Source organism: Paraburkholderia sp. BR14312 (assembly GCF_040948675.1).
Lineage (GTDB): Bacteria > Pseudomonadota > Gammaproteobacteria > Burkholderiales > Burkholderiaceae > Paraburkholderia > Paraburkholderia nodosa_A.
The window spans coordinates 13,078-32,227 of record NZ_JBFPKI010000014.1 but is presented as its reverse complement, the minus strand read 5'-3'; the positions used below and the strand labels follow the sequence as shown (position 1 = coordinate 32,227).

16 protein-coding genes are annotated in these 19,150 nt (G+C 65.8%); 7 read left to right on the top strand and 9 right to left on the bottom strand.

Annotated features, from left to right (window positions below):
- Window positions 1-69 precede the first annotated feature (69 nt).
- From AB3X98_RS32885 to thiL, 5 genes are read right to left on the bottom strand one after another with little or no spacing between them, the layout of a single operon-like run.
- Window positions 70-3,384 carry an ATP-binding protein gene (locus tag AB3X98_RS32885; protein ID WP_368605693.1) on the bottom strand — a complete coding sequence of 1,105 codons (3,315 nt, stop codon included), beginning with the start codon at window positions 3,382-3,384 and terminating at the stop codon, window positions 70-72.
- Window positions 3,385-3,413: 29 nt separating this feature from the next.
- Window positions 3,414-3,962: a cupin domain-containing protein gene (locus AB3X98_RS32880; protein ID WP_368605692.1), complete on the bottom strand. Its 549-nt coding sequence runs from the start codon at window positions 3,960-3,962 to the stop codon at window positions 3,414-3,416.
- A gap of 55 nt (window positions 3,963-4,017) precedes the next feature.
- Window positions 4,018-4,518, bottom strand: coding sequence for a CinA family protein (locus tag AB3X98_RS32875; protein ID WP_069269131.1), 501 nt, complete (start codon window positions 4,516-4,518; stop codon window positions 4,018-4,020).
- A gap of 34 nt (window positions 4,519-4,552) precedes the next feature.
- Window positions 4,553-5,137 carry a phosphatidylglycerophosphatase A gene (locus AB3X98_RS32870; protein ID WP_368605691.1) on the bottom strand — a complete coding sequence of 195 codons (585 nt, stop codon included), beginning with the start codon at window positions 5,135-5,137 and terminating at the stop codon, window positions 4,553-4,555.
- Window positions 5,127-6,116, bottom strand: a complete 990-nt coding sequence (gene thiL / locus AB3X98_RS32865; RefSeq protein WP_368605690.1) for a thiamine-phosphate kinase — start codon at window positions 6,114-6,116, stop codon at window positions 5,127-5,129. Before thiL ends, AB3X98_RS32870 begins: the two co-directional genes overlap by 11 nt.
- Before the next feature lie 189 nt (window positions 6,117-6,305).
- On the opposite strand from thiL, the gene AB3X98_RS32860 reads away from it, so the two are divergent.
- The 3 genes from AB3X98_RS32860 to AB3X98_RS32850 all read left to right on the top strand — a co-directional run bounded on the left by AB3X98_RS32860 (window position 6,306) and on the right by AB3X98_RS32850 (window position 9,870).
- Window positions 6,306-8,600 (top strand): NADP-dependent malic enzyme, encoded by a 2,295-nt coding sequence (locus AB3X98_RS32860; protein ID WP_368605689.1) that lies wholly within the window; start codon window positions 6,306-6,308, stop codon window positions 8,598-8,600.
- Window positions 8,601-8,873: 273 nt separating this feature from the next.
- On the top strand, window positions 8,874-9,305 hold the full coding sequence (locus AB3X98_RS32855; RefSeq protein WP_083245699.1) for a ribonuclease: 432 nt from the start codon (window positions 8,874-8,876) through the stop codon (window positions 9,303-9,305).
- A gap of 7 nt (window positions 9,306-9,312) precedes the next feature.
- Window positions 9,313-9,870: a barstar family protein gene (locus tag AB3X98_RS32850; RefSeq protein ID WP_069269127.1), complete on the top strand. Its 558-nt coding sequence runs from the start codon at window positions 9,313-9,315 to the stop codon at window positions 9,868-9,870.
- A gap of 86 nt (window positions 9,871-9,956) precedes the next feature.
- Here the strand turns inward: AB3X98_RS32850 and AB3X98_RS32845 are convergent, their stop codons facing one another.
- The 3 genes from AB3X98_RS32845 to speE all read right to left on the bottom strand — a co-directional run bounded on the left by AB3X98_RS32845 (window position 9,957) and on the right by speE (window position 12,100).
- Window positions 9,957-10,697 (bottom strand): 16S rRNA (uracil(1498)-N(3))-methyltransferase, encoded by a 741-nt coding sequence (locus AB3X98_RS32845; protein WP_368605688.1) that lies wholly within the window; start codon window positions 10,695-10,697, stop codon window positions 9,957-9,959.
- A gap of 4 nt (window positions 10,698-10,701) precedes the next feature.
- Complete coding sequence (locus AB3X98_RS32840) at window positions 10,702-11,130, bottom strand: glyoxalase/bleomycin resistance/extradiol dioxygenase family protein (protein ID WP_069269125.1); 429 nt, start codon at window positions 11,128-11,130, stop codon at window positions 10,702-10,704.
- A gap of 106 nt (window positions 11,131-11,236) precedes the next feature.
- Entirely contained in the window at window positions 11,237-12,100 is an 864-nt protein-coding gene (speE, locus tag AB3X98_RS32835; RefSeq protein WP_368605687.1) for a polyamine aminopropyltransferase, read from the bottom strand.
- A gap of 379 nt (window positions 12,101-12,479) precedes the next feature.
- Between speE and tkt the strand changes: the two genes are divergently transcribed.
- Both tkt and gap read left to right on the top strand, forming a co-directional pair.
- The gene (gene tkt, locus AB3X98_RS32830) at window positions 12,480-14,522 is read left to right on the top strand and encodes a transketolase (RefSeq protein WP_069269123.1); all 2,043 of its coding nucleotides are present in this window, start codon (window positions 12,480-12,482) and stop codon (window positions 14,520-14,522) included.
- Between the two features lie 137 nt (window positions 14,523-14,659).
- On the top strand, window positions 14,660-15,670 hold the full coding sequence (gene gap, locus AB3X98_RS32825; protein WP_069269122.1) for a type I glyceraldehyde-3-phosphate dehydrogenase: 1,011 nt from the start codon (window positions 14,660-14,662) through the stop codon (window positions 15,668-15,670).
- A 52-nt stretch (window positions 15,671-15,722) separates the two neighbouring features.
- Here gap and AB3X98_RS32820 read toward each other — a convergent pair whose 3' ends face one another.
- Window positions 15,723-16,448, bottom strand: coding sequence for a FadR/GntR family transcriptional regulator (locus AB3X98_RS32820; RefSeq protein WP_069268413.1), 726 nt, complete (start codon window positions 16,446-16,448; stop codon window positions 15,723-15,725).
- 265 nt (window positions 16,449-16,713) lie between these two features.
- Between AB3X98_RS32820 and AB3X98_RS32815 the strand changes: the two genes are divergently transcribed.
- Together AB3X98_RS32815 and alc are read left to right on the top strand one after the other, a co-directional pair.
- Window positions 16,714-18,057, top strand: a complete 1,344-nt coding sequence (locus AB3X98_RS32815; RefSeq protein ID WP_368605686.1) for a C4-dicarboxylate transporter DctA — start codon at window positions 16,714-16,716, stop codon at window positions 18,055-18,057.
- Window positions 18,058-18,117: 60 nt separating this feature from the next.
- Window positions 18,118-19,137 (top strand): allantoicase, encoded by a 1,020-nt coding sequence (gene alc / locus AB3X98_RS32810; RefSeq protein ID WP_368605685.1) that lies wholly within the window; start codon window positions 18,118-18,120, stop codon window positions 19,135-19,137.
- Window positions 19,138-19,150 lie beyond the last annotated feature (13 nt).

Below are 19,150 nucleotides of genomic sequence, written 5' to 3'. Positions count from 1 at the left end.
TCCTGAGCGCTCGCGCCTTTACCGTCACCGCCTTTGCGAGCGGGCGTCACGTTGACGACGCCCGCGCGGCTAACCCGAATGCGAGCGCCGCGCGAGCGCCCGCAGTGCTTCGAGTTCCGCCGCCACGGCGGCCGCCAGTCCGCCGACCTCCTCAGTCCATCCGCCCGCATCGCGCATCGTCGCGCGTAACTCCATGCAGGCTTCATTGATCCTCGAAGGACCCAGCACCGCCAGTCCGCCGGACACGCGATGCGCCCAGTCGTTCAACCGCGCGAAGTCGCGCTGCGAGGCGATCTGCGCGTAATCGACGATATCGTGATCCACCTGCGCGATGAAAATATCGGCGAGCGCGGCAGGCAGCGGCGGGAAACGGGGCGGCCGGGCTTGTGGATCTGATTCGGAATCCTCTGCGAGTGTCGCGCTCGCCGCGACGCTGATCTGCGCCGACACGACGGCCAGCACGCGGACGAGTTCCGCAAGCGCGACCGGCTTGGTGAGATAGTCGCTAAAGCCCAACGCGCGCCCCTGCGCGATCTGCTCAGGCAGCGCATCCGAACTCACCGCGTAGACCGGTAGATGAGGGCGCTTTGCGCGTACGGCGTCCAGCAGCGCGTAGCCGTTCATGCCCGGCATGTTCAGATCCGTGAGGATGAGGTCCACTGGCCGCTCGTCGAGTCGCGCCAGCGCCTCCTCGCCGTCCTTCGCCTCGATGACGGTGGCGCCGAGTATGCGCAACTGGTCGCGCAGCAGTGCGCGATTGAGCCGGTTGTCCTCGGCGATCAGCGCAGTCAGCGATGCGAAATTCTCATCTGTCGCGGGCTGGTCCGCTGCGGGTTGCTGTGCTTGCGCTGCTGCCACACGGCTGCGAATCCGCTTCTGCGTCGCGGCGCGTATGCCCGCGAGACTGTACAGGCTCACCACGAGTGCGCCGCCGTCGAGTTCGAGCGGGACGAGTGGTCCGTCCTGTCGCAGCCATATGATTTTCGCTTGATCAGGCCATAGCGAAGCGATGTCGTCGCCGGTGAATTCGTCGGTTACGAGCAGGTAGTCGAACGTGCCGTCACGCGGTGGCGCTTCGAGGCTCAGGAAGGTCGGCATGCTGCTGCGGCTGTCGAACAGATTGGCCAGCCACTCGCGATTCTCCGGCGCGCGGCACAGGATGGCGGGATGCGCATCGGGTAGCGTCCATTCATCGCCAGCCGTGGCTTCGCCTTCGGGGTGCAGTGGCAGCGTCACCGCCACGCGCGTCCCGACGCCGAGCGCGCTGTCGAGTTCGACGCGGCCGTGCATCAACTGGGCGAGCCGGGCGCAGATCGAAAGCCCGAGGCCGGTGCCGCGCGCTTGCGTCAGTCGATGGGCGTCGCCTTGTGTGAAGGGCTGGAACAGGTGTGGCTTGAGGTCTTCGGGGATGCCGTCGCCGGAATCGCTCACGCTGATCGCAAGCGTACCTTCGCTCCAGCGCGCACGCAGGACGATCTTCCCGGAGCGGGTGAACTTGAACGCATTGCTGAGCAGATTGTTGGCGATCTGCGCGACGCGCACGGCGTCGAAGCGAACCCGCGCCGGAATGGCCCGATCCATCACGAGATAGAACGGCAGGTGCTGGCGCACGGCGAGCGGTGCATGGCCGAGCGCGATGCGGACAAGGAGTGCCGCAATCGAGCCAGGTTCTTCGACGAGCTTCATCTGACCGACGTCGATTTTCGAAAAATCGAGCACATCGCTCACGATCTGCAGCAGTTCAGCCGAGGAGTTTTGCATGGCCTGCACGCGCGCGCTCTGTTCCGGCGCGAGCGGCCCGCGCGCGACGAGTTCGATATTGCCGACGAGCGAAGCGAGCGGCGTGCGGATCTCATGGCTCATCGCCGCGAAGAAGCTCACCTTGGCGCGCGCGGCTTCGTCGCTCATGCGCTTGGCTTCGCGCAGCAGGCGCTCGGCTTCGTAGCGCTCCGACATGTCGGCTATCGCGCAGAACAGGACGGCTTCGTGGTGCATCGTGGCCGGCGCATAGGTGATGGCGAGATGGAGCGCTTCCTTGCCGGGCCGCTCCAGCGAATACGGCAACTCATACACCGTGGTCTCGTCATCGTGTTTCGCGGGTCCGGGCCATGGCCCGTGCTGCTCGAACGCGACACACAGTGCGTTCGGCAAGCGCGTGGCGTGCGCGTCTATCCCGAGAACATCGCGCACCATCTGGTTCGCCACGACGATCTCGAAGTTGCTGCGCCGGACGATGCACAGACCCACCGGCGTGGCGTGCACGAGCAGATGATTGAGCAACTCGCCTTCGAGCGCGCGCGTGGCTTCGTCGTAGGTACGCGTCAGCACCCGGCGATTCCAGTAGCGCGACAGCAGGGTGAGCAAGGCGATGAGGGCGGCCGTCAGCATCAGGACGATGATGACGGGCGTGTGCGTGATCGCGAAGAGTTCGCCCCACGACAGCGCCACCATGAAGTGTCCGAAGCCATGCACGAGCGGCGCTTCGCGCAAGGCGACGCCGAAGCGCGGGAGTACGTGGAAGTTGCCGGGGGCAAGGTTCGCAAGGCGTCGGTCGAGAGACTGCGCGTCAGCAGGCGGCAGCGGGCCGGCAAGCATGATGCCGTCGGCGCCGAACAGCGTGGGGGTGATCGACGGGACGCTGGTGCTGGCGGCGATGAGGAGCGAGTCGAGATCGACGCTCGTGATCGTGAACGCGTAGAGCGTACCGTTCCTGAGCACCGGCAACGCACCGAGCACGAGATCGGGCGGGAAGCCCAGCGCTTCGGGTGGGCGGAACCAGGCGACCTTGATCCCTCTGGCTGCCGCGACCGGATCCAGGCCGCGGGTCGTGATCTGCAGGAGCGCGGCATCGGCCAGCGTGCGCGCGGCTTCGGTCGGCCGCAAATGCGACCCCTCGAGGGCGACACCACGGCTATAGGCCGCGCTGCCGTCGGCGCGCAGCAACATGATGGGAACGGCGGACGAGACGCGCTCGAGCACCCCAGCCATGTGCTCGCACACCGCCCTCAGATCGGGCGACCCGTCCATGCCTTCGAAGGTCGTCGCGCAGCGGGATGTTGGCTCGGCGCTCAACGGTGCCTTCGATGTCGAGGCGGTCTCGAGCACGAGGACGACTCCCGCACTGCCGAGCAGGGTGTACAGCCGGTCGAGCCGCGCGTTGGCCTTCGCACTGAGGGTGTTCGCTTCCAGCGCCTGCGCGCGCAGCGCGCTGAACCCGATGCCGCCGAGCGCGGCGGCGGCCATGCACAGCGCTGCAAGGATCAGCAGGCCGGTGAGCAGTGCGAAGACGCGCCGTTCACGCCTGAGGTTGCGCTGGAGCGCCTCGAGCGCGGCGTACGGCGAAGTGGGCGGGGCGCCATGGCGGCGGCCGAAGCTGGGCATCATGCGCATCCGCGTCCCCGGACCCCGCGCGCCTAATCTTTCTTCGCGGCTGCAGCCGCAACGGATGCCGGTTTGCGGAACAATTCGACGATCGATCGATGCAGCGGGTATTTATCGGCGAGCGCGTTCACATCGGCGATCTCGAATTCGCTGAACTCGAACCCGGGCGCCACCGTGCAGCCCACGAGCGCATAGGTCGAAGGATCGCAGCAGCGTGCCGCGAACCAGTGTCCGGCCGGCACCACCGCCTGGAACACGGTGCCCGGATGGTCGAGCGCGTGGCCGAGCTTGCGCGTGGAGAGCACGCCGCGTTCATCGATCGAATGAATCTCGAGGGGGGAGCCCGCATAGAAGTGCCAGAGCTCGTCTGAGCGGATGCGGTGCCATGCCGAATAGGCGCCTTCGGCCAGCAGGAAGTAGATGGCCGTCGAGGCTGCGCGCGTGCCCTCTGCGGCGGCTGCGCCGTCGCGCCGCACGAGCTTGTCGGCTCGATACGTTTCGCTGTAGTAGCCGCCTTCGGGATGCGGTTCGAGCCCGAAGCGGCGGATCAATGCTTCGACTGCGGTATTCGCGGCTGTCATGGCATGGGCCTCCTTGGTGGGCCCGGCCGGCGCTCCAGCGAGGCGCGGGCCGGTTTTAGCGTTCCTGTTCGTCGATGAACGCGAGCAGCCCGCGCAACGCGTGCGCGGCGGCCTGCACGCGGATCTGTTCGCGGTCGCCCTTGAAGACCAGCGTCTCGACGCTCGTATGGAGCCGGTTGCTCCAGCCGAACGACACCATGCCGACCGGTTTTTCCGGCGTGCCGCCGCCCGGTCCAGCGACGCCGGTGATGGAGAGCGAAACTTGTGCCCGGCTGTTGCTGAGCGCGCCTTCAGCCATCGCGCGCGCGACCGGCTCGCTCACCGCGCCGTGCTTTTCGATGAGTTCGGGCGGCACGCCGATCATCTCGGTTTTCGCCTGGTTCGAGTAGGTGACGAAACCGCGTTCGAACCAGACGCTGCTGCCGGATATGTCGGTGATGGCGGTGGCGACCATGCCGCCCGTGCAGGATTCGGCGCTCGCGAGCATGAGCCGCCCGTCGCGCAGCTTGTTGCCGACGCGGATGGCGAGTTGGTGGACGACGGAATCGGTAGCCATTGCAGCAATCCGTTGGGTTGGCGGCGAGGTGGCGCTACACCGACATGCGCCAGAGCGCGATGACGAGCAGCGTAAAGAATGCGGCGACGATGTCGTCGAGCATGATGCCGAGGCCGCCCTGGAAGCGCCGGTCGAAATAGCGGATGGGCGGCGGCTTCACCATGTCGAAAAACCGGAAGACGACGAAGGCCCACAGCCGGCCCTCGAAAGCGACGGGCGTGATCATGAGCAGCACGAGCCAGAACGCCACGATCTCGTCCCAGACGATGGCCGAGGGATCGTCCGTGCGCAGCTTCTTCGCCGTGAAGGCCGTGATCCAGATGCCCGCAAAGAAGCCGAAGAAGATCAGCAGTCCCCACTCCGTCACCGTCAGATAGCGGTTGAGCACCTCGAAGGACGCCCAGGCGAACAGCGTGCCGGCCGTGCCGGGCGCGAGGCGCGAGAGTCCCGAGCCGAAGCCGAGCGAAACGATGTGCAGCGGATGGGTGAGCATGAACGGCGCGTCGGCGCGGCGCGGGCGAGTGGCCTGAGCGCCCGTGCCGGGTGCGGCGGCGTTGCTTGCCGAGCCTGCCGGAGGAGCCGGCTGACCGGCGGGCGAGGGCGTGGGATCAGTCTGCATGGAAGTGATCGAAACCTTGCAACGTCAGATTGAGCGGCGTGCCGCCCGCGTCGCGCCAGGCGATCTCGGGGGCGGCTTGCGGCGAAGTGCGGGAAGTCATTGTACCGATGCGCGTGACGCGCACCCCCGCCTGTTGCGCGGCCGCCTCGACCGCGTCGCGCCGCGCGGGCGCCGCCGTGAAACACAGTTCGTAGTCGTCGCCCCCCGCGAGCGCGCATTGCAGCTGCACGTCGCGCGGCAGGCGCGCGAGCGCAGGCGAGAGCGGCAAGGCGTCGACGTCGATCGTCGCGGCGAGGTGCGAGCGTTCCAGGATATGGCGCAGGTCGCCGGCCAGACCGTCCGATACGTCGAGCGCCGCGCGGGCCACGCCGCGCAGCGCGAGGCCCAGCGCCACGCGCGGTTCGGGGTATTCGAGCGCCCGGCGCAACGGCGCGGCATCCTGCTCGCGCACCGGCCATTCGCCGCGCATCATGCCGAGACCCGCGCGCGCGTCGCCAGGCGTGCCGGAGACCCAGATGTCGTCACCCGCGTGGGCGGCGTCGCGCCGAAGTGCGGCATCCTGACGCACGGAGCCGAACACTGTCAGGCACAAGTTCAGCGGCCCTGCCGTGGTATCGCCGCCGATCAACTCGCAGTCGAAGCGGTCGGCCAGCTCGAAGAGGCCCGCGCTGAAAGCGGCTAGCCAGTCCTCGTCCGCCTTGGGGAGCGCGAACGCGAGCGTGAAGCCGAGCGGCTGCGCACCCATCGCGGCGAGGTCGGAGAGATTCACGGCGAGCGCCTTGTGGCCGAGCGCATGCGGATCGATGTCGGGGAAGAAGTGGCGGCCTTCCACCAGCATGTCGGTCGAGACGGCCAGCATTTCGCCCGCGGCGGGCACGATGAGCGCGCAGTCGTCGCCGATGCCCAGCGTGGCGCGTTGCGTGTTCGTGCGCGCTCGACGCGCAAAATATCGGTCGATCAGGGAGAACTCGGAAAGCATGACGAAAGGGTTATGTCAGTTGGGATATGGCCGTCGCCGCATAGGGCACCCTGGCATGGCTTTTCCCCCCATCGCGGTCGCCGGACTTGCGCCCGAACTGAAAGGAATGCTGCCAGGGATTGGCGCTACAATCGGTCAAACTTAGCGTTCGAGTTGTCATTCTAATCCGCACCCACGTCCTGCCTCCCCATGTCGAATCCCGCTACGAACAAGCTTCGCGAAGCCGCCCTCGATTATCACGAGTTCCCTACGCCCGGGAAGATCGCGATCGCGCCGACCAAGCAGATGATCAATCAGCGTGATCTTTCGCTCGCGTACTCGCCGGGCGTCGCGTTCGCGTGCGAGGCGATTGTCGAAAATCCGCTCAACGCCGCACGCTTCACGGCGCGCAGCAACCTCGTGGGCGTCGTGTCGAACGGCACGGCCGTGCTCGGCCTCGGCAACATCGGACCGCTCGCCTCGAAGCCGGTGATGGAAGGCAAGGCGGTGCTCTTCAAGAAGTTCGCGGGCATCGACGTGTTCGACATCGAACTCAACGAGTCGGACCCGCACAAGCTCGTCGACGTGATCGCCGCGCTCGAACCCACGTTCGGCGGCATCAATCTCGAAGACATCAAGGCGCCCGAGTGCTTCATCGTCGAACGCGAAGCGCGCAAGCGCATGAAGATTCCGGTCTTCCACGACGACCAGCACGGCACGGCCATCGTAGTGGCGGCCGCCTTCACGAACGGCCTGAAGGTCGTGGGCAAGGACATCAAGGACGTGAAGCTGGTCGCCTCGGGCGCGGGCGCCGCCGCACTGGCGTGTCTGGACCTGCTCGTCGACCTCGGCCTGCCGCTCGAAAACATCGTCGTGACCGACCTGGCGGGCGTGGTCTACAAGGGCCGCACCGAGTTGATGGACCCCGACAAGGAGCGATTCGCGCGGGAAACCCACGCGCGCACGCTTGCCGAAGTGATCGAAGGCGCCGACATTTTCCTCGGCCTTTCGGCTGGCGGCGTGCTCAAGCAGGACATGGTCAAGCAGATGGCGGCCAAGCCGCTCATTCTCGCGCTCGCCAATCCGACGCCGGAAATCCTGCCGGAGCTCGCGCTCGAAGTGCGTCCGGACGCCGTGCTCGCCACGGGCCGCACGGATTACCCGAACCAGGTGAACAACGTCCTGTGCTTTCCGTTCATCTTCCGCGGCGCGCTCGACGCGGGCGCGACCACCATCACGCGCGAAATGGAAATCGCCGCGGTGAACGCGATTGCGGAACTGGCGCGCCAGGAGCAAAGCGATGTCGTGGCCACGGCCTACGGCATCCAGGATCTGCAGTTCGGGCCCGAGTATCTGATCCCGAAGCCCTTCGACCCGCGCCTGATCGTCAAGATCGCGCCGGCTGTGGCCAGGGCGGCAATGGACTCGGGCGTCGCGACCCGTCCGATCGAGGACATGGACGCCTACGAGCAGCACCTCCAGCAATTCGTCTACCACAGCGGCACGACCATGAAGCCGATCTTCCAGCTCGCGCGCGCCGTGGAGCCGGAGAAGAAGCGCATCGTGTTCGCCGAGGGCGAAGAGGAGCGCATCCTGCGCGCGGTGCAGATCGTGGTCGACGAAAAGCTCGCGAAGCCCATCCTGATCGGCCGTCCGTCGGTGATCGAGCAGCGTATCGCACGCTACGGCCTGCGCCTGCACGCCGGCCAGGACTATACGGTCGTGAACACCGACCATGACGAGCGCTACCGCGAGTTCTGGCAGACCTATGCGAAGCTCATGGCGCGCAAGGGCATCACGCAGCAAATGGCGAAACTCGAAATGCGCCGCCGCACCACGCTGATCGGCTCGATGCTCGTGGAAAAGGGCGAAGCCGACGGCATGATCTGCGGCACGGTCAGCACGACGCACCGCCACCTGCACTTCATCGACCAGGTGATCGGCAAGAGGTCCGGCTGCAACGTCTACGCGGCAATGAACGCGCTCGTGCTGCCGAACCGGCAGATTTTCGTCGCCGACACGCACGTCAACGTCGACCCGACGCCGGAGCAGCTCGCGGAAATCACCATCATGGCGGCCGAGGAAGTGCGCCGCTTCGGCATCGAGCCGAAGATCGCGCTGTGCTCGCACTCGAACTTCGGTTCGAGCAACGCGCCGAGCGCCCAGAAGATGCGCGACCTGCTCGAGATCCTCCAGGAGCGCGCGCCGGACCTGCAGGTGGACGGCGAAATGCACGGCGACGTGGCGATCGACGCGAACCTGCGCAAGGAGATCCTGCCGGAGTCGACGCTCGAAGGCGAAGCGAATCTGCTGATCATGCCGAATATCGACGCGGCGAACATCTCCTACAACCTGCTCAAGACGGCGGCAGGCAACAACATCGCCATCGGGCCGATCCTGCTCGGCGCAGCCAAGCCGGTGCACGTCCTGACGGCTTCCGCCACGGTGCGTCGCATTGTCAACATGACGGCGCTGCTCGTCGCGGACGTGAACGCGGCACGTTAAGCGCAGTCCTGCGAGTCGCCGGGGACGCCCGGTGACGCGGACCTGAAAATCGGTGTGCTCCTGTGAGCACGCCGATTTTTTTTGAGCGCGAGACCCGGCTCGAGCGAGCAAAATCGCGCGAAATGAGATTGTAAAATTTACCAGTTTGACCCTCGTGGGGAGTCAAGCTGTGGTCGTCCTCGCCTGACTAACGTTGCTTCCAGGCATCATTAGCGATACCCTTACACCTTTCATGGTCGTCGAACACGTAACCAGGGAAGCGGGAACCAGGTGATGGCGCCTCGTCTAACTCATTGTTTCGGCGGCGGTTTGTCTGGCTTGCGGCGCGCCGCAGCGGTGGCGCTGGTCGCAACCGCAGCGTTCGCGGCAGGTGGCGCTCAGGCGCGCACGAGTCAGCCGGAAGAGGCGGGTAATCCGGTCGGCAGCATTTCGGTCAACGAACTTCCGCGTGAGGCGGTAGGCACGTTGAGCCTGATTGCGGCGGGCGGCCCGTTCCCTTTCGAGAAGGACGGCGTCGTTTTCGGGAATTTTGAGCGGATATTGCCACCGCAGCGGCGGGGCTACTATCACGAGTACACGGTCCCGACGCCGGGCGCGCACAACCGCGGTGCCAAGCGCATCGTTTGCGGTGGTCCACGCAAGCGGACCGACAACTGTTACTACTCCGACGACCACTACGCCAGTTTCAGGCGAATTATTGATTGACACCGGGATGAGCGGCATGAGCGATAACGTTTACGCGCACGACCCCCGGGTCGCGAGCGATCTGTTCGCGTCCGGGGAGGGCAACCTGTTCCAGCGCGTCATGCAGTTGAAGCACGACAGCGAGGCGCGCCAGGATGAGGCGGGGCTTTCATCGAACGAGGGGGCCATGAGCCTGTTTTCGACCGTGCAGCCGAATATTGTCCAGTCGATCCGGGCGTTTCGCATTCAGGATCTCTCGGACGAAGCCCAGCGGCTGCAGCAGCATTTCCTCTATGCGTTCTGCGCGAATGCGCAAACCAGGCAGGAAGTACTCGAGACGATTGCCACCTCGTTTCTGTTTCCGAAGCATTTCGGCAAGAACTACGACGGTTTGTACGACTGCCTGACCGATCTGGTGCAGAAAGCCGGCGAGCAGCCCGGTTTCGTGATCGTGCTGGAAGGACTGCCGATTGCCCAGAAGTTCGACAAGGACGGGCGGGAAACGCTGCTCGATGTATTTCGCGAGGCTTCGGAATACTGGGCCGAGCGCAAGGTGCCGTTCCGCGTTTTTTATTCGTTCGCCTGACCTTCGGCTTACGTTCCGTCGCGCGCATGCGACAGAAAATCGCAAGCCCGCCTTCCGGCGGGCTTTGTCATTTTTACCCGCTGCGCTTACCAGCCGCCCCAGCGTGCGGCGAGCGCCGCGAGCACGGCGATGCCTGCCGTTTCGGTGCGCAGCACGCGCGGCCCGAGCCCCACGGCGAGGAAGCCGCGGTCGAGCGCCGCCTCCTCTTCCTGCGACGAAAATCCCCCCTCAGGCCCGATCAGCACCGTCACTTCGCCCGAAGGCGGCTCGACCGGCAAGGTCGAGAACGCGACGTTCGCGCGCGGCGAGAGCAGCAGGCGCAGTTCGCCTTCGCGGGGGCGCCCGGGCAAGGAGTCCAGCCATGTGGCGATGTCACGCGCGGGCGCGACGTCGGGCAGGCGGTTGCGTCCGCATTGTTCGCACGAGGCCTGCACAATGCGCTGCCAGTGCGCCTGGCGGCGCACGGCGCGCTCGCCGGAAAGCCGCACGACGCTGCGCGCTGCGGTGAGCGGCACGAAGTTCGTCGCGCCCAGTTCGACGGCCTTTTCGATCAGCCAGTCCATCTTGTCGTTGCCGGCAATGCCCTGGGCGAGCGTGACGCGGTAAGGCGGCTCGGCTTCAAAGTCGCGGCGAGGGCCGATGCGCGCCTGCGTGTCGCGGCGCTCCATGCCGACAATTTCGGCGCTGTACTCGCCGCCAAGACCGTCAAACAGCACGATGGCATCGCCGGGCTGCAGGCGCAGCACCTGGACGTGGCGCGTGACTTCGTCGGGAAGGGTGACGACCTCGTCGGATCGCAGCGCGTTGCCGACGAAAAAGCGGGGCATAGAACTATTTTTCATTGAATCGGGACAAGTGCCGAGCAAGCGCCCAGCGGTAACCGTCTAGGTCTTCGACCTGCGCGAAACGGTCCCCCCAGAACTGGTCCTGCGGCTCGCTCAGCGATTTCGCGCCGGCTTCGAGCGCCCGCGCATAAACCGCGTCGACATCGTCGACATACAGATAAAAAGATTGCGGCGCGACAGTCTGTGCGCTTTTGGGCGTGCGCGCGGTCGAGCCGAACGCGCCCTCCGGCGCGAACATGACGATCAACTGATCGTGGTAAGTCATTTCCACGTGCATGATCGCGCCGTCGTCCTCCACGCTGTCGCGTACCGCAAAACCGAGTGCTGCCCGATAGAAGTCCATCGACGCGCGCGCGTCGCGTACTGTCAGATACGGGGTCAGCCATGGCACGCCGGCAGGACGGGGTGCGGTCATCGAGTCTCTCCAGATTCGCGGTTCGGATGATGCGCCGTGCCGCTCCGGGCGAGGGCGCGCGGGACAAAAGCGCTATGGGACCGGCCGTTCTCCACGGGCAGGAGCCCTAGAGCGGCAGGAATTTGCCTAGTTTATCGCGGGCCGTGCATGAACCCTTTAACAGCGCCACGTGCAGTCGCGGGTCGTAGTAGCGCAAGCCTTCGAGTTGCCGCCCGGCGGCGCGCGCCTGCAACGTGGACTCGTCGACTCCGGCGGGGTCGAGCGTGTCGCTCGCGATCGCCATGAGCCACAGTGAACCGTAGAGCGGCACGTAGGCGGCAAGCGGTCGCACGACGGCGAAGGCCGCGCGCAGTCCGCCGAGCAGCGCGCCCACGCGCTGCGCATGATGGAACGGCGAGCCCAGATGGAGCGAGACGAGCGCGTCGGCGCTCATCACGCGCTTGAGCGCCGCATAGAACGTCGGGGTATAGAGGCCCGCAGCCGGCGAGTCAGGCGGAGTCAGATCGAATACGACGAGGTCGAAGCGCGCCTGCGCGGAGGCGACAAACGCGGCCGCGTCGCCGATCACGAGTTCCACCCGCGGATCTTCGAAGGCGTCGCCGCGCACCTCGGGCAGATAGTCGCCCGTCAGGCGCACGACGTCCGGGTCCAGTTCGGCCACGACGATGCGCTCGATGTCCGGGTGGCGCAGCAACTGGCGCGCCGCGCCGCCGTCGCCGCCGCCCAGCACGAGCGCCGCGCGCGGCGCGGGATGCGTGAGCGCGGCCGGGTGCGTCATGCATTCGTGATAGATGAACTCGTCGCCGGCGGAGGTCATCGGGCGGCCGTCCAGCGTGAACAGGCAGCCCAGTTGCGGCGTGTCCCAGACCTCGATGCGCTGCCACGGCGTATCGGCCGCGGCGAGGCGGCGCGCGCCAGGAAAACCGTAGAGCGCGTCTGCCGCAGGATGGAAGAGGAGGGAGTCGGTCACGGAAGTCGAGGTGTGTTGCCGTTGCGCCTGAGCACGCGAAAATCCCGCAGTAAATAGGGCCAACAGAGCCATTATAGGGGTGTGAACCGGACCCGGGCCGCGCCAGAGGCCAACGCGAGGACGACGGCGCGCTCGGCGCATACCGCGCGCCTTACGGCCAGGGTTCATCCCCATGATCTGCTAGAATATTCCGCTTTGCAGCCCTCTCCGTTTGCTCCGGCCGTTTCGCGTCTCCTGGCGCCGCATGTGCGCCTGAGCGGGCGATTTGCCGAGCTTCCGGACTCCCGCGCTGCTGTGTGCGCCGCAGTTTGCCCTCGCAATTTGCGCTGTTCGCGACCTGCGCCGCCCACGCCGCTTTTTGCACACTTCCGGACTCGACATGACGACCTCGTCCTCCGCCTCCCCCGCTACCACCCAGTTGATGGCCAACGCCATTCGTGCGCTGTCGATGGACGCCGTTCAGCAAGCGAACTCCGGTCACCCCGGCATGCCCATGGGCATGGCCGAGATCGCCGTTGCACTGTGGTCGCGCCATCTGCGCCATAACCCGACGAACCCGCTCTGGAGTGACCGCGATCGCTTCGTGCTGTCGAACGGCCACGGCTCGATGCTGTTGTACTCGCTGCTGCACCTGACGGGCTACGACCTGCCGATGGCGGAACTGAAGAACTTCCGTCAGCTGCACTCGAAGACGCCGGGTCACCCCGAGTTCGGCATCACGCCGGGTGTCGAGACGACCACGGGCCCGCTCGGCCAGGGGCTGGCGAACTCGGTCGGCATGGCGCTGGCCGAAGCGCTGCTCGCTGCGGAATTCAACAAGGCCGACGCGAAGATCGTCGATCACCACACGTATGTGTTCCTCGGCGACGGCTGCCTGATGGAAGGCATCTCGCACGAAGCCTGCTCGCTCGCCGGCACGCTCAAGCTGAACAAGCTGATCGCGCTGTACGACGACAACGGCATTTCGATCGACGGCGACGTCGTCAACTGGTTCCACGACAACACGCCGGAGCGCTTCGAAGCCTACGGCTGGAACGTGATCCCGCACGTGGACGGCCATGACGTGGACGCGGTCGACGCGGCTATCCAGAAGGCCAAGGCCTCGGACAAGCCCACGCTGATCTGCTGCAAGACCATCATCGGCAAGGGTGCGCCCACCAAGCAGGGCGGCCACGACGTGCACGGCGCGGCGCTTGGCGCCGAAGAAATCGCCAAGTGGCGCGAAGCGGCGGGCTGGAAGTGGGAGCCGTTCACGCTGCCGCAGGAAGTCTACGCAGACTGGGACGCGAAGGACGCCGGTGCGAAGTTCGAAGCGGCATGGAACGAGCAGTTCGCCGCGTACAAGTCGAAGTACCCGACCGAAGCCGCCGAGTTCGAGCGCCGCATGGCGCACAAGCTGCCCGCGGACTGGGCGCAGAAGGCCGCCGCGATCGTCGCCGGCGCGGATTCGCGCAAGGAAACGGTCGCCACGCGCAAGGCTTCGCAGCAGGCCATCGAAGGCCTCGCCGCCGCACTGCCCGAACTGCTGGGCGGCTCGGCCGACCTGACCGGCTCGAACCTCACCAACTGGAAGGCTTCGAAGCCCGTGCGCGCCGCCAAGGCCGGCGAGACCGGCATCCAGTGGGGCAACCACATCAACTACGGCGTGCGCGAGTTCGGCATGAGTGCGGCGCTCAACGGCCTTAACCTGCACGGCGGCTACAAGGCGTTCGGCGGCACGTTCCTCACGTTCTCGGACTACAGCCGCAACGCGCTGCGCGTGGCCGCGCTGATGAAATGCCCGTCGATCTTCGTATTCACGCACGACTCGATCGGTCTCGGCGAAGACGGCCCGACGCACCAGTCGATCGAACAGGTCGCAAGCCTGCGCCTGATCCCGAACATGACGCTCTGGCGTCCGGCCGACACCGTGGAAACCGCGGTGGCCTGGACCGAGTCGATCTCGCATCACGGTCCTTCGTCGCTGATCTTCAGCCGTCAGAACCTGCAGTTCAACGAGCGCACGGACGCGCAAATCGCGAACATCGCCAAGGGCGGCTACGTCCTCAAGGACTGGAACGACGACATCCCGAGCCGCAAGATCATCCTGATCGCCACGGGCTCGGAAGTCGAACTGGCGATGAAGGCCGTCGAAGCGCTGCAGCGCGAAGGTATCGGCGCCCGCGTGGTGTCCATGCCGTCGACCAATGTGTTCGACAAGCAGGACGCCGACTACCGTGAGCGCGTGCTGCCCAAGGGCGTGCGCCGCGTCGCGATCGAAGCCGGTGTGACCGACTTCTGGCGCAAGTACGTGGGCCTTGAAGGCGGCGTGGTCGGCATCGACACGTTCGGCGAATCGGCCCCGGCTGGCGTGCTGTTCAAGCACTTCGGCTTCACGGTCGATCATGTCGTCGCGACGGCCAAGGCCGCGCTCGACAACTAAGCATGCGTAACGGGCCCGCCTGATCGGCAAGATCTGGCGGGCCCGCTGCCTTGAGCGTCCCGCCGGGCCGCCGCAGCCCGGAGTCGGCGCCAGCGCAGCACTGGTTTCAGAATTTTTCAGCCCTTAGGAGATAAACCATGACCATTCGCGTCGCTATCAATGGCTACGGCCGCATCGGCCGTAACACGCTTCGCGCGTTCTACGAGAACGGCAAGAAGCACGACATCCAGATCGTTGCGATCAACGACCTGGGTGACGCGAAGACCAATGCGCATCTGACGCAGTACGACACGGCACACGGCAAGTTCCCGGGTGAAGTGAAGGTCGACGGCGACTACCTCGTCGTCAACGGTGACCGTATCCGCGTGCTGGCCAACCGCAACCCGGCCGAACTGCCGTGGGGCGAGCTGGGCGTCGACGTCGTGATGGAGTGCACGGGCTTCTTCACGACCAAGGAAAAGGCCAGCGCGCACCTGAAGGGCGGCGCGAAGAAGGTGATCATCTCGGCGCCGGGCGGTAAGGACGTCGACGCGACCATCGTCTACGGCGTGAACCACAACGTGCTGAAGGCCGAACACACGGTCATCTCGAACGCATCGTGCACGACCAACTGCCTGGCACCGCTCGTCAAGCCGCTGAACGACAAGATCGGCCTCGAAACCGGCCTGATGACGACGATCCACGCGTACACGAACGACCAGGTTCTGACCGACGTGTACCACGAAGACCTGCGCCGCGCGCGCTCGGCCACGCACAGCCAGATCCCGACGAAGACGGGCGCGGCTTCGGCTGTCGGCCTCGTGCTGCCGGAACTGAACGGCAAGCTGGACGGCTACGCGATCCGCGTCCCGACCATCAACGTCTCGATCGTCGACCTGTCGTTCATCGCCAAGCGCGACACGACGGTCGAAGAAGTCAACGCCATCATGAAGGAAGCGTCGGAAGGCGCGCTCAAGGGCATCCTGGGCTACAACGACGCGCCGCTGGTGTCGATCGACTTCAACCACAACCCGGCGTCGTCGACGTTCGACGCCACGCTCACGAAGGTCTCGGGCCGTCTCGTGAAGGTGTCGAGCTGGTACGACAACGAGTGGGGCTTCTCGAACCGCATGCTGGACACGGCTGTGGCGCTCGCGAACGCGAAGTAAGCACGCTCTGCGCTGCTTGAAAAACCGCCCATCGGGCGGTTTTTTTTCGTCCTTATTTTTCGATGGCGCTCTGGGAGGCGGCAGCGAACGCGGGCGGCGTGGGGAAGTACACGCCCGCGCGCTGTGCCGCATTGGCGATGTGCGCCTCGATCGCCTCGCCGGCCGCCGCCGAGTCGCGCGCCTTCAGCGCCACCACGATCAGGCCGTGTTCGCGATGCGTGGAGAGCACGCGCTCGCGCCGGTAGAACGGCATGCGCTGGCTCTCTTTCATGATGTCGGCGCTGCTGCGCAGGATCGATTCGATCGCCGCATTGCCCGCGAGATTCACGATACGCATGTGGAACTCGAAGTCGAGCTGCGCGGCTTCGTCGAGTTCGTCGCAGGCGAGGGCGCTGTGCAGCGCCTCGGTGTTCGCTTCGAGCCACGCCACGTCGGCATCGCCGATGGCGAGCGCCGCCATGCGCGCGGCGAAGCCTTCGAGCGCATAGCGCATCTGGTAGGTGTCGGGCAGCGACGACTGATCGGCGAAGCGCCACGGGTGAGCGTTGGTGGCCTGCGCGCTCGTCACATACACACCCTTGCCCGCGCGGATCGACAGCATGCCGAGCGCTTCGAGCGTCGATAGCGCTTCGCGCAACGATGCGCGGCTGATCGCCAGTTCCTCGGAAAGCTGCCGCTGCGCGGGCAGCAGGCTGCCGACCGGATACAGGCCGCCCTCGATCCGTTCGCGGATCGTGGCGATGGCGGCGTCGGTGACGGTGTGCGGAACGTTCTTCATCGGATGGCGCGGGCAGCTTTCGCGTGGTCTGACCGGTATTGTAGTCCCGTCCGGAGCACCCGCATGGTGCATCGCGTCAACGCCCGTGCGCCGTGGGACAAGGCGTGGCGCTCCGGCCCGCAAACTGGTCAGACCGCGCAAGGGTAAACACCGCGCTTGCCAACCTTGACTCCGGTATATCGGCTTCCTACTATCCGCCATAACAGTGCTGGTCAGACCAGTCAGAACAGTTGCTTGCTCCACCCCTGCTCAGTAGGAGACAGTCGTGACGAAGTTCTTCAATTCGCTGTTTGGCCGCGTAGTGATCGCCCTCGTACTAGGCATCGTCGTAGGCGCGGTGTTTCCGCATTTCGCTCAATCGCTGCGCCCGTTCGGCGACGGCTTTCTCAAGCTCATCAAGATGGTGATCGGGCCGATCGTGTTCTGCGTGGTCGTGAGCGGCATGGCACACGCGGGCGACCTGAAGAAGGTGGGCCGCGTCGGCCTGAAGTCGGTGGTGTACTTCGAGGCGATGACCTCCGTCGCACTCGTGATCGGCGCCGTGCTCGCGTATGTCACGCGTCCGGGCGCGGGCATGAACGTCGATCTGCACTCGCTCGATGCGGCCTCGCTTGCGACCTACACGGAACACGCCAGGAGCCTGCAGGACACCGCGGGCTTCCTGCTGAAGATCATTCCCGACACCGCCTTCGACGCCTTCGCGAAGGGCGACATCCTGCAAATCCTCGTTTTCTCGGTGTTGTTCGGCAGCGCGCTCTCGCTGCTCGGCCCGAAGGCGCAGCGCGTGAACAGCCTCATCGACGAACTCTCGCAGGTTTTCTTCCGCGTGATGGGCTTCATCATCAAGCTCGCGCCGCTCGGCGTGCTCGGCGCGATCGCGTTCACGACCGGCACCTACGGCGTCGCTTCGCTCAAGCAACTCGGGCTGCTCGTGATCGTGTTCTACGCGAGCTGCGTCGTGTTCGTTGCGGTCGTGCTCGGCATTGTCATGCGGCTGGCGGGCTTCAACGTGTTCAAGCTGATCCGCTACCTGCGCGAAGAACTCTCGATCGTGCTCGGCACCGCTTCGTCCGACGCCGTGCTGCCGCAGATCATGCGCAAGCTCGAATGGATGGGCGTGAAGGATTCCACGGTGGGTCTCGTTATCCCGACGGGCTACTCGTTCAATCTCGACGGCTTTTCGATCTACCTCACGCTCGCCGTGATCTTCATCGCGCAGGCAACCAACACGCCGCTGTCGATGCACGACCTCGTCGTGGTCGTGCTGGTGTCGCTCATCACTTCGAAGGGCGCGCACGGCATTCCCGGCTCGGCGATCGTGATTCTCGCCGCCACGCTCTCCGCCATTCCCGCGATTCCCGTGCTCGGCCTGGTGCTGATCCTGCCGGTGGACTGGTTCGTCGGCATCGCTCGCGCGCTCACCAACCTGATCGGCAACTGCGTCGCGACGGTGGTGGTCGCAGTGTGGGAGCACGACATCGACAAGGCGCGCGCCAGGCGTGTGCTGAACCTCGACGAAGGCTTTCTCTACGTGCCGGCAGGCGACAGCGACGCAGATACGGCGCTTGGCGAAGACGGTGCGCTCGGCGGCAAGCACGCGCACGCCTGACCATCACTCGGCATTCGTTTTCCTTCGATCAACTGAACAACCCAAGCGAACGACACCATCATGGCCATTCCGACTCTCGACCCCAATGCCCCCGCCTTCACGCGCCGCTACATGAACCTCGCCGATCCGCGTCTGGGCGCCCGCGCGCTCCACGCGAGCGACGAGTTCTTCGCGCCGAAGGAGCGCATGCTCGATCCGCAGCCGGCGGTCTTCATCCCCGGCAAGTACGACGACCACGGCAAGTGGATGGACGGCTGGGAAACGCGCCGCAAGCGCACGACGGGCCACGACTTCTGCATCGTGCGCCTCGCGCGCCCGGGCGTGATTTACGGCCTCGATCTCGACACGAGCCACTTCACGGGCAACTTCCCGCCGGCGGCTTCGATCGAGGCGTGCTACGCGCAGTTGGGCGACGACGAAACCCCCAGTGACAACGCCGACTGGCAGACCATCGTCCCGGCGACGAGCTTGCAGGGCAACCAGCACCACTATGTCGAAGTGAGCGATACGCGCGCGTTCACGCATTTGCGCGTGAATCTCTATCCCGACGGCGGCCTCGCGCGTCTGCGCGTGTACGGTCAGCCCCGGCGCGACTGGAACACGGTGGAGCGCGGCAGCCTCATCGATCTCGCGGCGATCGAAAACGGCGCTTATCTGGTCGCGGCCAACAACCAGCACTTCGGGCTCGCTTCCACGATCCTGATGCCCGGCCGCGGCGTGAACATGGGCGACGGCTGGGAAACGCGCCGCCGCCGGGAGCCGGGCAACGACTGGGCGATCGTGGCGCTCGCGCGGCCCGGCATCATCCGCAAGGTCGAAGTGGACACGGCGCACTTCAAGGGCAACTACCCGGACCGCTGCTCGCTGCAGGCGGCGACCGTGACGGGCGGTACCGACGACTCGCTCGTCACCCAGGCGATGTTCTGGCCGGAACTGCTCGCCGAGCAGAAGCTCGAAATGGACAAGCAGCACGTGTTCGAGAGCAGGATCGCGGCGCTCGGCCCGGTCACGCACGTGCGTTTCAACATCTTCCCGGACGGCGGCGTCTCGCGCCTGCGCTTGTGGGGCGAACTGGCTTAAGCGAGGAGCCGCG